This is a genomic window from Flavobacterium sp. 1355 (genome assembly GCF_017833415.1).
Taxonomy (GTDB): domain Bacteria; phylum Bacteroidota; class Bacteroidia; order Flavobacteriales; family Flavobacteriaceae; genus Flavobacterium.
Window position 1 is genome coordinate 42,605 of record NZ_JAFICC010000001.1, and the last position, 16,250, is coordinate 58,854.

Consider the following 16,250-nt stretch of genomic DNA (forward strand, 5'->3'; position numbering starts at 1 on the left):
ATTATGAAAAGATTATATATATCAATATTTGTACTGTCTGGATTATTTTTTTCAGGTTGTTCAGATGATTTCTTAGATGTTAACCCTACCGAATCAATTCCGGCTGATGTAGAGTTGGTTAATAATGATGCAGGAGCTAAAAGTTTTGTAACAGCAATCTACAATCATTTTTTAGGCTGGGAAATGTCTTCTTTCGGTTGGAATGCGGTTTCAAGTATCATTTCAGATGATGCAGATAAAGGTTCTGATCCCGGAGATGCTGGTGGTGATAAAGATATTATCGATGCTTTAACTTATAATGCTTCAACCGCATCATTTCAATCTACTTGGAATGCTAACTATGCCGGAATAAACAGATGTAATCAGGCTTTAGAGATTTTCCCCAAACTAGATAAAGTAACACCTGCTTTAAAAGTAAGATTAGAAGGTGAGGCTAAGTTTTTTAGAGCTTTTATGTATTTTACTTTAGTAAAAGGATACGGTGGAGTTCCTATAGTAGATCATGTGCCTCTTCCAGTTTCAGAGGACGATAGACTAATGCAGTTAACTCGTAAATCACCTGCAGAAGTTTATGCTTTTATAGAAAAAGATTTAAATGATGCAATAACAAATTTGCCAGAAAAATCTGCTTACGGGGCAGAAGATAGAACTAGAGTTTCTAAAGGTTCTGCGTATGCTTTGTTAGCAAAAGTAAGTTTGTACCAAAAGAAATGGCAACAAGTAATTGACAATTGTGATAAAGTAACAGGATATTCTTTAGTTGATGATTATTCTTCTTTGTTTAAAAAAGAGGGAGAATTTGGTCCGGAATCAATTTTTGAGATTGATGGAATAGGTGGAACTTCAAGCCCTGGATTTGGAATTGGTAATTATTCAGTTTCTCAGGCTCCGCGTGGAGCTGGAGGATGGGGATGGGGCTTTAACACACCTACAGAAGGTCTTGCAAATGCTTATGAAGCAGGTGATGTTAGAAGAGCCGCAACTATTATTTTCAGAGGTTCAGTTTTATATGATGGAAGAGAAATACCTCAATCTGTTGCAAACCCTAGGTACAATTATAAAGCTTATTCATCAGATTTTTATAATCAGGAATTCACAGATACAAATCTTAGATATTTAAGATATGCAGAAGTAATATTAATGAAAGCTGAAGCACTAAATGAATTAGGTCAGACAGATGCAGCGATTCCATTATTAAATCAAATTAGACTTAGAGCTAAAGTAGGAGAAACATCAGCAGTTTCACAGGGTGATGTGAGAATAGCAATTTGGAAAGAAAGAAGATTAGAATTTGCTTTCGAACATGACCGATGGTTTGATCTTGTAAGGACAGGTCAGGCTAAAGCAGCCATGGCAGCAGATGGAAAAACTTTTGTTGAAGGAAAACATGAGTTATGGCCTCTTCCGACTTCATTTATAAGAGAAGCGGCGGGACTTTCCCAACAAAACCCTGGGGGTTACTAATTAAATAACAAAATCACTCCTTTCAAAACTTTGAAAGGAGTGATTATTTATGAATTCCATAATTTTTTATAATGATTAGAATTTCACTTTTATTAATAACTTTTACTTTTTTCAGTTGTGGATCAAATGCGGACAAAGGAAAAGAAGATGCAACAGAGAACACTTCTGAAGTCAAATTGACGGACGAACAGCTTTTGGATGTTGTTCAAAAACAAACTTTTAAATACTTCTGGGATTATGCTGAACCAAATTCAGGATTAGCGAGAGAACGTTTTCATCCTGACGGAAATTATCCTGAAAATGATGCTCATATTGTAACAACCGGAGGTTCCGGGTTTGGACTAATGGCTATTGTTTCCGGAATGTCAAGAGGATATGTTACCAAAGAAGAAGGGGTAAAAAGACTAGATAAAATTGCCGATTTCCTTGCAAAAGCAGATCGTTTTCATGGAGCATGGTCACACTGGATTGACGGAAATACAGGAAAAGTAAAACCATTTGGAACTAAAGATAATGGAGGAGATTTAGTCGAAACATCATTTTTAATTTCAGGAATGATTACGGTTCGTGAATATTTAAAAACCGGAAATGAAAAAGAGAAAGCCGTTGCTGCCAAATATGATGCACTTTGGAAAGGTGTGGAATGGAAATGGTTTACCAATAATAAAGATGTTTTATACTGGCACTGGTCACCAAACTACGAATGGCAAATGAATTTTGCTTTAGAAGGCTACAACGAGTGTCTGATTACCTATATTATGGCGGCATCTTCACCAACACACGCCATTGATGCAAAAGCATATCATGATGGATGGGCAAGAAGCGGAGGCATTGTGTCTGCAAAAACAAAATATGGTATTCCGTTAATTCTAAAACATAACGGGGCAGAAGAATTTGGCGGACCCTTATTTTGGGCGCACTATTCTTATGTCGGTTTAGATCCAAATCAGTTAAGTGATAAATACGCCAATTATTTTGATCTCAACAAAAACCAAGTTGAAATCGATTATAAATACTGTATCGAAAACCCTAAAAAATATAAATATTACGGAGCTGATTATTGGGGATTAACAGCATCATATTCCAGAAATCCGGATGGTTCTGTTGGTTACGATGCACACATGCCGAGTAATGATAAAGGAGTTATCTCACCAACAGCAGCGATTGGTTCTATTGTTTATATGCCAAAAGAATCTATTGCAGTAATGCGCAATTTATATGAAAATCATAAAGCGGAAACCTGGGGAGAAGCCGGTTTTTATGATGCAGTAAGTTTAGAAAATAACTGGACAGCAAAACGATATTTAGCAATAGATCAGGGCCCCGAGGTCGTAATGATTGAGAACTATCGCTCAGGTTTATTATGGAAATTATTTATGAATGCCCCTGAAGTAAAAGAAGGATTAAAAAAACTTGGTTTTAAATCAGGAAAATACGGGATTTAATGCATCAATATAAAATATGTATTGGCGCGGCAGCCATTGATGTTTAAACAGATTAAAATGAATACAAACAAATAAATAAAATAGAATGAAAAACAAATTAGTCTTACTTTTTTTAGGATGTGCTGTTTTGGGTTATGCCCAGAAAAAGAATACTAAAAATACAGTTAAAATTAAACCAAAGTCTGAATTTGTGGCAGAATTAATTTCTAAAATGACTTTAGACGAAAAATTGGGTCAGTTAAACTTACCTACATCAGGTGATATTACTACAGGACAGGCGAATAGCTCGAATGTGGCAAAAAACATCGCTGAAGGTAAAGTAGGAGGTTTGTTCAACATTAAATCCGTTCAAAAAATTAAGGAAGTTCAAAAAATTGCTGTTGAACAAAGCCGTTTAAAAATTCCTTTGCTTTTTGGAATGGATGTTATTCATGGTTATGAAACTACATTCCCAATTCCGTTAGGATTGTCTTGTACTTGGGATATGAATTTGATCGAAAGAAGTGCTCAGATTGCAGCTCAGGAAGCGAGTGCAGACGGTATCAACTGGACATTTTCGCCTATGGTTGATATTTCCCGTGATCCTCGTTGGGGAAGAGTTTCTGAAGGTTCTGGAGAAGACCCGTATTTGGGAAGCCAAATTGCAAAAGCAATGGTAAACGGATACCAACAACACGATCTTTCTAAAAACAACTCTATTTTGGCGTGCGTAAAACACTTTGCCTTATATGGTGCACCAGAAGGCGGACGTGATTATAACACAGTTGACATGAGCCATATCAGAATGTTTAATGATTATTTCCCTCCATACAAGGCTGCAGTTGATGCTGGTGTAGGTTCTGTAATGGCTTCTTTTAATGAAATTGACGGAATCCCTGCAACTGGAAATAAATGGTTAATGACAGATGTACTAAGAAAAAAATGGGGCTTTAAAGGCTTTGTAGTAACAGATTTTACCGGAATTCCTGAAATGATCGAACACGGAATGGGTAATCTTCAGGATGTATCTGCACTATCTCTTAATGCCGGTGTTGAAATGGATATGGTTGGAGAAGGTTTCTTAACGACATTAAAAAAATCTTTGGACGAAAAAAGAGTTACTATGGCGCAGATTGACAACGCTGTAAGACTTATTTTAGAAGCTAAATATGACTTAGGATTATTTGAAGATCCTTATAAATACTGTGACGAAAAAAGAGCAAAAACAGAAATCTTTACGTCAGCAAGCAGAAAAGAAGCACGTCAGATTGCTGCACAATCACTGGTCTTGCTAAAAAATCAAAATCAGGTACTGCCACTTAAAAAATCAGGTACAATTGCACTTATCGGACCATTGGCAGACGCTAAAGAAAATATGCCTGGAACCTGGAGTGTAGCGACAAAAATGGAAAATGCTATTTCATTATTAGCAGGAATCAAAGAAGTTGGAGGAAAAGACGTTAAAGTTTTATACGCCAAAGGAAGTAATCTGGATTATGATGAAACTTTTGAAACCAACGCCACAATGTTTGGTAAAACATTACACCGTGACGCACGTTCTAAAGAAGAATTATTGGCAGAAGCACTAAAAGTTGCCAATCAGTCAGATGTTATTGTAGCAGCACTTGGAGAGTCTGCAGAAATGAGTGGAGAATCGAGCAGTCGTACAAATTTAGAAATTCCACAAGCACAAAAGGATTTATTACAAGCCTTATTAAAAACAGGAAAACCAGTTGTTCTGGTATTGTTTGACGGTCGTCCTTTAGTATTGAAAGAAGAGAACGAAACAGTTCCGGCTATTTTAAATGTTTGGTTTGCTGGTACCGAAGCAGGATATGCAATTGCAGATGTTTTATTTGGAGATGTTAATCCATCAGGAAAATTAACAACAACATTTCCAAGAAGTGTAGGCCAGGTGCCAATTTATTATGCACACAAAAATACAGGAAGACCACTTTCTAACACAGAAGGAAAATTCGAAAAATTCAGATCAAATTATATAGATGAAAGAAATGAGCCATTATTCCCATTTGGTTTTGGGTTAAGCTATACCAGCTTTGACTATTCAAATGTAAAAATTTCATCAGATAAAATGAACTTCAACGGAAAACTAACTGTTTCTGCTGATGTAACAAACACAGGAAATTTTGACGGAAAAGAAACGGTTCAATTATACATTAGAGATTTAGTTGGATCTGTTACAAGACCGGTTAGAGAATTAAAAGGTTTCCAAAAAATAAGCCTTAAAAAAGGAGAAAAACAAACGGTGACTTTTGACATCACGGTAGAAGATTTAAAATTCTATAATTCTGATTTACAGTTTGTAGCTGAACCTGGACAGTTTGATGTTTTTGTTGGAACAAATTCAAACGCAGATAAGAAAGTTAGTTTTGAGTTAACTAAATAGTTGGTTAAATTGATTAGTATGCCCTTCGCAAGTGGTTAGGCGAAGGGCTTTTTTTTAAGCAAAAAACAAATTTTTAAAGCTAAGCAATTAGTATTCTAAATTATAATTAACTCAACAATATGAATACTTTTAAAATATCCCGGGTATATCTTTTTATTTTTATTTTGACTGTTTTATCAGCCTGCAATACAACAAAAAATGGTGTGGTAGCACATCGCGGTGCATGGAAAAAAAATAATTTGCCCGAAAATTCAATCGCAGCACTTCGAAATGCCATTGATTTGAAAACAGCAGGTTCAGAATTCGACGTTTGGATGACAGCAGATGATTCACTTGTAATAAATCACGATCCACATTACAATAAAATGCTGATCGAGAAAACAAATTATTCTGATTTGATAAAGTTTAAACTTTCAAATGGAGAGAAGCTGCCAACATTATACGAATATATTTCAGAAGGCAAAAGAAATAACAGACAGACTCTTTTGGTATGCGAAATAAAACCTTCGGAAATAAGTAAAGAACGCGGAAAAAAAGTAGCCTTAAAAACAGTCGAAACGATAAAGAAACTCAAAGCTGAAAAAATTACCTGCTATATTAGTTTTGATTACGAAATACTTAAGAAAATCAGACAGGTAGATTCCAAAGTCGTTTTGCAATATCTGGAAGGAAATAAATCTCCGAAAGAAGTAAAAGAAGATCATATTTCAGGTATAGATTATCATTACTCCGTTTTTAAAAAACATCCCGAATGGATAAAGGAGGCAAAAGATAATAAAATCATTCTGAATGCATGGACGGTGAATGAAGCTGCGGATATGGACTGGATAATTGAAAATAAATTTGATTATATCACAACAAATGAACCTGAACTTCTGCAACAAAAACTGAAAGCTAAAAAATAACGCTTATTTCTAAAATAAAAGCTATTAGAAATCATTAAAAAAAGACAAAATGAAAAGAAGATATTTAGTAATGTCAAGAATATTTTTGTTGCTCTTAATTTGTTTTAACATAAATATTCGGGCACAAAAAACACAGCTTCCCGGAAAAACAGAATGGTTTGATCCTAACAAAGCAGCTACAACTTATTGCAATCCCATAAATATTGGATACAACTACACAACTCAGAATCATAATGGTATTCCGATTTCCCGCCGCTCCAGTGCAGATCCCGTAATAATTACTTACAAAGGAGAATATTATTTGTTTGCGACTAATCAGGCTGGATTTTTCTGGAGTAAAGATATGTCTGACTGGAATTTTGTTTACGGAAGTTTTCAAAGAAATCCGGGTGACGATGATCAATGCGCACCAGCAGCGTGGGTAGTAAATGATACTTTATTTTATGTAGGCTCTACATGGAAAAAAGATCATCCGGTTTGGAAAACCGCAGATCCTAAATCTGGCAGATGGACCAGACACGTAGATAAAGCAATGCTGCCAACCTGGGATCCCGCAATTTTTCAGGACGATGATAAAAAAGTGTATATGTACTACGGCTCAAGTGGAAAACTACCGCTTGTGGGGGTAGAAGTTGATTATAACACCTGGCTGCCAAAAGGAAATCAGGCAGATTATGCACCACTTTATGCTGCAACAGAAGTAGAAGATATACAAAAACCGTACGGACAGGCAAAAGCAGTTGTAGGATTAGATCCTTCACAACATGGCTGGGAACGTTTTGGGCCAAATAACGACATGGAACCTGCACCGTGGGGAAATTTTATTGAAGGTGCATGGATGACCAAACACAACGGAAAATATTACATGCAATATGGGGCTCCGGCCACAGAATTTAAAGGCTATGCAAATGGTGTTCACGTAGGTGATAATCCGTTAGGGCCTTTTGTATATCAGAAACATAACCCAATGTCTTATAAACCGGGAGGTTTTGTAATTGGGGCAGGACACGGAAATACTTTTGCAGATAATTTTGGTAATTACTGGAATACCGGAACTTGCAAAATATCCATAAAAGATCGTTTTGAGCGTCGTATAGATATGTTTCCTGCAGGATTTGATAAAGATGATGTAATGTATTCTATCACTTCTTATGGCGATTTTCCAATTACATTGCCTACAAACCAAAGAAACCAGGAAAAAGGCGCTTCATCAGGATGGATGTTGCTGTCTTATAAAAAAACGGTTACAGCTTCTTCTTCTGAAGATTGTATGGAAGTGGAGACAAACCGAATGGACAATGGAGGAAAAAAAGTATATGAAAAATTTTGCTACACTCCAGAAAACCTTACAGACGAGGACATTCAGACATACTGGTCGGCTAAAACAAGCAATCCGGGCGAGTGGCTGCAACTTGACTTAGGGAGAAAAATGCAGATCAATGCATTGCAAATCAACTATGCAGACCACAAAGCCACACAGCATAACAAAGCAATGGATATTTACTATCAGTACAAGATCTACATGTCTAATGATGCTGTAAACTGGAAACTGGTTGTAGATAAATCTAAAAACGATAAAGATGTACCTCACGATTATGTAGAATTAACCAAAGCTATCGAAGCCCGTTATATCAAAATGGAGAATATCCATAACGCATCGGGATTATTTGCTGTATCAGATTTCAGGGTATTCGGAAATGGACTGGCAGAAAAGCCAAAATCAGTTTCAGATTTCAAAGTAAAAAGAAATACAGCTGATTCGCGTAACGCTATTATTTCGTGGAAAAAACAGTCAGATGCTATTGGATACAATATTTATTACGGAATAACTCCTGATAAGTTATACAACAGCATTATGGTGTACGGAAATAATTCTTATGATTTTAGAGGTCTTGATAAAGGAACAAAATATTATTTTACAATTGAGCCTTTTAATGAAAATGGAATTGGAGAAAAAAATAAGATTATCGAAGTAAAATAATTTTAATTTAGTAAAAATTTAAAAACCTCTAATTGTAGAAAGTAAATTCGCAATTAGAGGTTTTTTTTGAGAAAAGCTTTAGGAAAAGCCCTTTGAGTTGTAAAGAATTTTGTTCCTTTGTTCTGCTTGCAAAAAAAGTGAGCGATAACCCAAAAATGCTATAAAAACCATGAAAAAAACGATTCTTTTAACTGTTTTAGTTTTAAACGGATTGACATCTTTTGCACAATCAAATGATGAAAAAAACATTAAATTATTCTATAAAAAAGCCTTAACCGAGTCAAAATGCTACACTTGGTTAGAATATTTATCTAACGATATCGGAAGTCGTTTGTCCGGATCTGCAACTGCTGCAGAAGCCGTTCAGTACACTAAAAGCCAATTAGAAAGTTTAGGACTTGATAAAGTATACCTGCAGGAAGTAATGGTGCCACACTGGGTACGTGGAGAAAAAGAAACTGCTTTTATCTTAGACGGAAAAGTAAAAACAGTTGTGCCAATTTGCGCCTTGGGAGGATCTGTAGCAACTCCGAAAACCGGACTGACAGCAGAAGTAATCGAAGTGCAGGGAATCAATGACCTTGCTGCTTTGGGAGATAAAATAAAAGGAAAAATTGTGTTTTTTAACAGACCAATGAACCCTGAAAACATTGAAACTTTTACATCTTACGGAGCATGTGTTGACCAAAGATTTGCAGGAGCAAAAGAAGCAGCAAAATTTGGCGCGGTAGGGACAATTGTTCGTTCTATGAATCTGCGTTTAGATGACTTTCCTCATACAGGTGCTCAAAGTTACGGTGATTTGCCAAAAGAAAAATATATCCCAACAGCTGCCATCAGTACAAACGGTGCAGAATTGTTGAGTGCTACCTTAAAAAACAATCCGGCTTTAAAATTTTATTTCAAACAATCGTGTGAAACTTTACCAGACGTTTTATCTTATAATGTAATTGGAGAATTGACAGGGACAGTTAATCCATCAAACATTATGGTTGTTGGCGGACACCTGGATTCATGGGATTTGGCAGACGGTTCTCATGACGATGGAGCAGGAGTAGTACAAAGTATGGAAGTAGTGCGTATACTTAAAAACTTAAACTACAAGCCGAAAAATACTATTCGTGTTGTTTTATTCATGAATGAAGAAAATGGTGGAAAAGGTGGTGCCAAATATGAAGAGGTTTCTAAGAAAAACAACGAAAACCATATTTTTGCTCTGGAAAGTGATTCAGGAGGATTTACCCCAAGAGGATTTTCTATCGAAGCTGATGAGACTAACCTGAAAAAAATACAAAGTTACAGAGACTTTTTTGAGCCTTATTTAGTTCATAGTTTTACAATTGGACATGCAGGATCAGACATTAGTCATTTAACCTCAAAAAGTATTGTAAAAGCAGGTTTAAAACCAGATTCACAACGTTACTTTGACTATCATCATGCAGCAAACGATAAATTTGATGCCATCAATAAAAGAGAATTGGAGCTGGGTGCAGCAACAATGACTGCTTTGATGTATTTATTAGATCAAAACGGAATCGAAACTCCTAAAGCAAATTAAGGATTTCTTTAATAAAAGTAAAAGCTGCAAGTTCATTCCTGCAGCTTTTTTTTGTAAAACAAAAAACTAAATTACAAGAAAATAATACAATAAAGTTACCGGAATATTAGAAAGTAATATCAGGATTTTAGTCCCGATATCTTTTCGTTGCTCCCTCAGTTTTATAAAATTATCTGTTAGATGAAAAAGCATGATAGCATTCAAGATTATAGCAGAGACCACAAATGGAGACGCAATAACGAGAATATTAGAATTTTCGTTCGAAAGGATATATATAATAAACAGCAATGTGCTAACCGTAAAAGTTCCTATTGTTAAGTCAATTGATTGTGTTTCTTCGAATGTATTTTTATTAATGGCTTTCATTAGTTTAAATATTAAAAGTTTTTTGAATAGATTGAATTGATGTAAACAACATTTTAGAGAAGTCCAGATAATGAAACGGAAGCGCATACTTTCCTCTTTTATATTGTTGAACGAAATAATTAATCTGCTGAGGATAAAAAAGCGTTCCCGATAAAATCACCATAAACAGATATAAGCTTCTTTTACCATTTCCGAAAAGATAATATTGCATTCCAATTTCATCTGCAACCGAGACTCCTGTATCGGTTAGTACATGAATAATGTCATGATCTTCCAGTTTTTCCTGAATATCAAAATGGTTCCTGTGTAGAAAATTACCCAGCCCCAACCCCAGACTTCCATCCGGATAATTCAGCAATTGCGTTTTGTCAATATTCCAGGGTTTATTCTTTTTAAAATATTTCTGATAAGGTATTTTGCTGTATTCGTATAATTTTTCAATAAACTGGTCTCTCATAATTAGTTTTTAAAAGTTCTTTGAAATTCAAAGTAAGTTGATAAATAAAAAGCTAATCAGATCATAATTAGCTTTAAGCTTTTTAATAAGTATCTATAACGGTTTTTAGCAAATCAGAATCAGCAAGGTTAGAAGGAGCAACAACCTTTTCATTGAGCGGAATGTCATTTCCATATCTTTCCTTTACTATTTTTTGAACCCTTTCATCACCGAGGTTAAAATCTTTCAGCTCCTGTAGCTTTGATAATTCCATACCCGCTGCATTTTTATAAATTTTCCACACCAATTCAGAACAATAGATTCTGTTATCAGTCCATTCAAAATACGGATCATATTCCTTACCATCAAATTGCTGGCTGTAGGCTTTCATTTTTTGTAAATTGCAGGAGTCAAAACACGATCATTTTTTAATCTCTTAACGACATATTTGTTCCCTTTTCCATGACCAATCCAGTCTTCCAGCGGAGTAAGCTTAACCGGCTGAACGGCTTCAAATACAAACCATTGTCCATTGATGTCGTAAATAATCCCACAATGCGAAAATTTAGAATTTGTTGCAATACGAACCGCTTCACACTGTTTAGATTCTGAGGTTTGAAAAATAATATCACCATCCTTAAATTTACTTTCAACTGCTTTTTCCAGCTTTTTTCCGGTAAACGGATTATTCGGGAAAACTTTTAAGGCCACAAACAAGGCACATCCAAAACTCAGGATAAAAGTGATAACCGGAAATAGATATTTTTTACTTTTCATAAAACATATTTTAAAGTACTTTGAAGTACAAAGTAAATGATAAAAAAAATAGCTGCCAAATAAATTGACAGCTATTTTAAATATTTTGTAATTATACTATACTTTAAAAATTCCGCCTACAGTAATAATTCTCTGCAAGAAGAAAAAGTGCTGTGAAGCTTTATCATCATTACTTCTTGTAGTTTTGATATCATGCATATCAATATAACCACCTTTTAGCTCACCCTGAAGATAAAAGTGTTTAAAGAAAGTAAAGTTAATACCTGCTTTTGCAGATAAACCATAGCCCGAAATATGAAAATCATCATGGCGGTCTTTTCCTAGAAGTTTAGTATTTGTTTTTGGATATAAAACTCCGCCACCAATACCTTCGGTCAAATTAATCTGAACTTTATCTATATTCGGCAATCTGAACAATTTTGAGATATCATCATGTCTCGCAATTTCTGTATTGATGTAGTTTAGACCATCTGTATGCTCATACGTCAGAAAAGTTTCATCTGTAAAGTTTACAGGAGTATTGTCGTAGTTTCCAGTATGGACAGGACCATCAATATAACCCGAAACATTTGCAGTCTGGTTCTGAGTCATTACATATTTCATGTGATCAACACCAATAGCAACACTATAATGATCTGTTATAAAATATCCAAGTTGCAGGTTAGTCTGCGGTATTGTCATGTTTACAGGGTTTACATAATCAACATGCCACCCTTTTGGTTTGTCATGGGCAGCCATATTATCAACCCTAAAGTTATAATCTTTTCCACTAAAAGTGACATCAGATTTTGAATAGCTATCTCTGTTTCCACCCCAGGAAACGAAGAATTTTCCTTTATTATGAGCGGTATATTTCTCTACTGTAATTTCATCCTGAGCAAAAGTGTTTAAAGACACACAAGCCAGAAAGAAAAATAAAAATTTTGTTTTCAACGAACGTTATGTATTAAAAAAATTAAAATGAGTTAACTGTTTTTCTAATGGCAACCAATTTGTTCATCAGACCTTCAAAATAGTCCAAATGCAACATATTAGCACCATCACTTTTAGCATTAGCAGGATCAAAATGCGTTTCGATAAAAATACCATCAACACCTACCGCAATACCAGCTTTGGCAACTGTTTCGATCATATCAGGTCTTCCGCCCGTAACACCCGCAGTCTGGTTAGGCTGTTGCAAAGAATGCGTAACATCCAGAACTGTAGATGCATATTGCTGCATAGTAGGAATTCCTCTAAAATCAACAATCATATCCTGATAACCAAACATAGTACCACGATCAGTAACCATCACATTTTCATTGTTACAATCCAATACCTTTTGTACAGCATGTTTCATGCTTTCAGGACTCATAAATTGTCCTTTTTTCAGGTTTACTACTTTTCCTGTATTTGCAGCCGCAACCACAAGGTCAGTCTGGCGTACAAGAAAGGCAGGAATTTGCAGAACATCAACATATTGCGCTGCCATATCAGCATCTTCATTCGTGTGAATATCCGTTACAGTAGGAACATGAAAAGTTTCAGAAACCTTTCTTAATATTTTCAAAGCCTTTTCGTCACCAATTCCCGAAAAGCTGTCAATTCTAGAGCGGTTTGCTTTTTTAAAAGATCCCTTAAAAACATATGGAATCTGAAGTTTGTCGGTAATACCAACTAATTTTTCAGCAATTCTAAGAGCCATTTCTTCTCCTTCAATAGCGCAAGGTCCCGCCAGTAAAAAGAAATTTCCGCTATCAGTATGCTTAATTTGTGGAATATTGTGTATGTTCATAGTATGAATTTTTTGACTGTGCAAAGGTAGTTATGATTTATGAGTTTGAGATGAAGATTTAAGAAATTTTTATGAAGCTCATCCTGCTATCCGCTCCAATATTTTTCTCCAAAACCTTTTTTTCCAAAGTCTGTTCAGGAGCTTCCTCCGGTCGCTCTGACCAGCCAGGAAAAAACAGATTTTAGAGAAAAATGATTTCCACTCCTATCAGGGCTAGGCCTAAGTGGAATTAAGTAAATTTAAGTTAATTTTTTGCTCTGTTTTAAAATGAAATTCTAGCAGATTTTAGCTTGTTGCTTTTCCTTATATCGCTTGATAAAATATTGCACTGCAATTGTAATTAAAAGCAGGAATGCAAAAAGAAAATTAAAAGCAACAATTCCTAACATTACCAATCCACATCTGTTTTGATACTCAGGGTTTCCGTTTATGTTTTCAGAAGCAATATAAACGGATAGTATCGACAGCGGTATTTGTAAAATTATATTGATTAATGATATATAGACAAATTTTAATTCTATTGTTCCTTTAATCGCTTTGTAACCAAATATAATTTGAGATAACAAAGGTAAAACGAGTAGTATAAAAGGTGAAACTCCGTACATTTCTACAGTTGATTTTAAATTTCTACCCCTTCTTTAGCGTTAATCCCATCGGAACCATCAGAATTCCTTTTTCATAAATATTCAGATAAAGTGTAATAGGCTTTTTTTGTCCTTCCCAGGTTAGTTCATATACATTAAGGAAACCGGCTCCCATGTCACTTCTTTTGGTAGGGAAGGGACAGCACGTTTCTAAACGTTTATACGTTATTTTTTCTCCATTAGGTCCAGCCAGGGCATTTAAAAAACGGGTTTCGTTTAATGTTTCATCTCTCGTATTCCTGTAAAAAATATTTACCGGATAATCAGGATCATAACCGTATTTTTTGTCCTTACTGAATAATGTGATGGCAAAAGTATTGTCTTTCTTCAAAACCAGATCAGGCGCATTATCATCTACATTTTTCAAAGTAGATTTAGTACTGACGCAGGAAGTTGCCGAAATAAGTAAAACGATAAACAGCGCTATTTTTTTCATATCCAAAGCATATTTTGTATTACAAATGTAAGAGGTAAAACCGGTTTTTAAAATAATCTATAGTAAGAAAATATCAGAAAATAATTCTAAATGATTTAGTTTTCTATAACATGATTATCATTAGAATGCAATTTTAAGATACCAGTTACAATCAGATATTGTGCCACAAGATAGGTTAACATTATAATAAACGAACTTTTTTGAATCGGATTATAAAATTTGTTGACAGCCAGAATACTATCTGAAAGCACAAACACAACCGCACCAATAAAAACATATTGATTTCCGCTTTTTTTCCATGTCAGTAAACCGCTGAATGCAAAGAATAACATTAATGAAATAATAGAGGCATAGACAATTACAGGAATTTTTAAATCACCTAAAGCCGGCAGTAAAGCAGACAGCATTCCGATTAAATAGGCGAGAATTACAACACTTCCTATTAACAAAAACACTTTATTACTTTTGATGGTTTTGGTCTGTTTATTAAACAGTATGCAATAAAAAATATGTGAAATAAGAAAAGATACCAGCCCCAGAATAAAATAAATTTCAGCAATATTGGCAAATAATAAGATAACATCACCAATCCAGGAAAACAACAAAGCGACTAAAAGTATATTTTTGGACGCGAAATTTCTATAAAAATAAACTCCAAGTCCCAATAGCGGAACAAGGATTGGCTTTAAATAAAAATCCATATGTGTATTTCCTGAAAATAAAATAAAAAGATAAACGATACTGAAACCAATATAAATTTTAAGAAACGAAGTATTTTTCATAGGCTTGCGAGTTATGAATTGACAAGTTGATTTTGTGGAACCTTAAAATCGACAGCAACAAAGTATACAGCTGCAATAAAAGAAAAGGTCAAATACCCAACAATAATATAAGTGGCAAATGAAAAAACATGGTTCAGACCAAACCAATCGCCATAAAAAGTTATAATTGCAATAGCGGTAAGAAAACGAAAACCTTCCCAGAAAACAGCATATTTACTTTTATCCATCAACTCACTGTAGCTGTAAATTGTAATCAGGATAAAAAAACCGTAGACAAAAATATTTGGCAAACCAATTTTAGCAATATTATCAAATAAATACGTTACAAATAAAAGCGTTATTAAAACCTGCGCTACCGACCAATAAATTAATTTTTGAGAATTTTGCGTTCCATATTTATCAAAATCAAAAACATTTTCAATTTTGTTTACCGGATATAGTTCTTCAAAATTTTCCGGACGCCAGCCTGTAGGTTTAAACCAGATTGTAAATTTGTCTTTCCATTTTGGAGTGCGCCAGGCATCTTTAATCAATAAAGTCAAATGCTGAAAATTAATACGGATCGGGTTCCAGGTATTAGCCGGTCTTGTGATGCCAAAAACAGGAGGCACATTGTCCAGCTCTTCCTGAAAAGTGCCAAAAAGCTTATCCCAGAAAATAAAAATCTGCGAATGATTTTTGTCTAAATATTCAGGATTGATAGCATGATGTACACGGTGGTGTGATGGAGTAACCAAAATATGCTCAAGAAACCCCATTTTTTTGATGTGTTTGGTATGATACCAAAATTGCAAAAACAAATGAAGCGGCAGCGTAATCGCAATTACAGAAGCAGGAACACCTAGTAATGCTGCAGGAATAAGTAAAAAAGTAAATAAATTAACGAGACTGGCAATAGGCTGCCGCAAAGCACAAGCCAAATTAAACTCTTCGCTGCTATGATGAATTGCATGTTTATTCCAAAGAAAATTAATCTGATGTGCCAGTCTGTGGCTCCAATAGCCATAAAAATCAATTACAAAAAAGGCAATGAAATAAGATAGGACATTGGCTTCTAAATGTTGTAAAGCGATTTTGGAAACCATCCACTCGTAGGAAATGAAAGTAAGGCTCAGACCCAAAACGTCTTTTACCGAATTGGTAATTCCGGAACTAATACTGGATACGCTGTCTATTAAAGGAGCAGTATCGTTCTTTACATAAATGCCGTATATTTTTTCGATTATGATTAATGCTAAAAAAACTGGCGTTGCTATAATTAATATTTTTCCATATTCCTCCATAAAAAAAACATTC

General features: G+C 34.8%; 16 protein-coding genes. 6 read left to right on the plus strand and 10 right to left on the minus strand.

Annotation, left to right across the window (positions count from 1 at the left end; genetic code table 11):
* The first annotated feature begins 3 nt into the window (after positions 1–3).
* From JOD96_RS00200 to JOD96_RS00225, 6 genes are all read left to right on the plus strand, one after another.
* Positions 4–1,464: a RagB/SusD family nutrient uptake outer membrane protein gene (locus JOD96_RS00200; protein ID WP_209562251.1), complete on the plus strand. Its 1,461-nt coding sequence runs from the start codon at positions 4–6 to the stop codon at positions 1,462–1,464.
* A 71-nt stretch (positions 1,465–1,535) separates the two neighbouring features.
* Complete coding sequence (locus JOD96_RS00205; RefSeq protein WP_209562252.1) at positions 1,536–2,909, plus strand: glucoamylase family protein; 1,374 nt, start codon at positions 1,536–1,538, stop codon at positions 2,907–2,909.
* An 85-nt stretch (positions 2,910–2,994) separates the two neighbouring features.
* Positions 2,995–5,295 (plus strand): beta-glucosidase BglX, encoded by a 2,301-nt coding sequence (gene bglX, locus JOD96_RS00210; RefSeq protein ID WP_209562253.1) that lies wholly within the window; start codon positions 2,995–2,997, stop codon positions 5,293–5,295.
* Between the two features lie 119 nt (positions 5,296–5,414).
* Complete coding sequence (locus JOD96_RS00215) at positions 5,415–6,200, plus strand: glycerophosphodiester phosphodiesterase family protein (RefSeq protein WP_209562254.1); 786 nt, start codon at positions 5,415–5,417, stop codon at positions 6,198–6,200.
* A 49-nt stretch (positions 6,201–6,249) separates the two neighbouring features.
* Positions 6,250–8,181 (plus strand): family 43 glycosylhydrolase, encoded by a 1,932-nt coding sequence (locus tag JOD96_RS00220; protein WP_209562255.1) that lies wholly within the window; start codon positions 6,250–6,252, stop codon positions 8,179–8,181.
* 169 nt (positions 8,182–8,350) lie between these two features.
* Positions 8,351–9,739 (plus strand): M20/M25/M40 family metallo-hydrolase, encoded by a 1,389-nt coding sequence (locus JOD96_RS00225; RefSeq protein WP_209562256.1) that lies wholly within the window; start codon positions 8,351–8,353, stop codon positions 9,737–9,739.
* Positions 9,740–9,805: 66 nt separating this feature from the next.
* Here the strand turns inward: JOD96_RS00225 and JOD96_RS00230 are convergent, their stop codons facing one another.
* The 10 genes from JOD96_RS00230 to JOD96_RS00270 form a co-directional block, all read right to left on the minus strand.
* Positions 9,806–10,105, minus strand: coding sequence for a hypothetical protein (locus tag JOD96_RS00230; protein WP_209562257.1), 300 nt, complete (start codon positions 10,103–10,105; stop codon positions 9,806–9,808).
* Between the two features lie 4 nt (positions 10,106–10,109).
* Entirely contained in the window at positions 10,110–10,562 is a 453-nt protein-coding gene (locus tag JOD96_RS00235; protein ID WP_209562258.1) for a hypothetical protein, read from the minus strand.
* Between the two features lie 82 nt (positions 10,563–10,644).
* Complete coding sequence (locus tag JOD96_RS22500) at positions 10,645–10,932, minus strand: YiiX/YebB-like N1pC/P60 family cysteine hydrolase (RefSeq protein WP_262898509.1); 288 nt, start codon at positions 10,930–10,932, stop codon at positions 10,645–10,647.
* Entirely contained in the window at positions 10,929–11,318 is a 390-nt protein-coding gene (locus tag JOD96_RS22505) for a YiiX/YebB-like N1pC/P60 family cysteine hydrolase (RefSeq protein ID WP_262898510.1), read from the minus strand. The genes JOD96_RS22500 and JOD96_RS22505 overlap by 4 nt, the downstream gene beginning before the upstream one ends.
* Positions 11,319–11,414: 96 nt before the next feature.
* Entirely contained in the window at positions 11,415–12,251 is an 837-nt protein-coding gene (locus tag JOD96_RS00245) for a hypothetical protein (protein WP_209562259.1), read from the minus strand.
* Positions 12,252–12,273: 22 nt separating this feature from the next.
* Complete coding sequence (gene kdsA / locus JOD96_RS00250) at positions 12,274–13,092, minus strand: 3-deoxy-8-phosphooctulonate synthase (RefSeq protein WP_209562260.1); 819 nt, start codon at positions 13,090–13,092, stop codon at positions 12,274–12,276.
* Between the two features lie 275 nt (positions 13,093–13,367).
* The gene (locus tag JOD96_RS00255; RefSeq protein WP_209562261.1) at positions 13,368–13,697 is read right to left on the minus strand and encodes a hypothetical protein; all 330 of its coding nucleotides are present in this window, start codon (positions 13,695–13,697) and stop codon (positions 13,368–13,370) included.
* Positions 13,698–13,719: 22 nt separating this feature from the next.
* Positions 13,720–14,172, minus strand: coding sequence for a 2-dehydro-3-deoxyphosphooctonate aldolase (locus JOD96_RS00260; RefSeq protein ID WP_209562262.1), 453 nt, complete (start codon positions 14,170–14,172; stop codon positions 13,720–13,722).
* Positions 14,173–14,267: 95 nt separating this feature from the next.
* On the minus strand, positions 14,268–14,954 hold the full coding sequence (locus JOD96_RS00265; protein WP_209562263.1) for a lysoplasmalogenase: 687 nt from the start codon (positions 14,952–14,954) through the stop codon (positions 14,268–14,270).
* 11 nt (positions 14,955–14,965) lie between these two features.
* The gene (locus tag JOD96_RS00270; protein ID WP_209562264.1) at positions 14,966–16,237 is read right to left on the minus strand and encodes a sterol desaturase family protein; all 1,272 of its coding nucleotides are present in this window, start codon (positions 16,235–16,237) and stop codon (positions 14,966–14,968) included.
* Positions 16,238–16,250 lie beyond the last annotated feature (13 nt).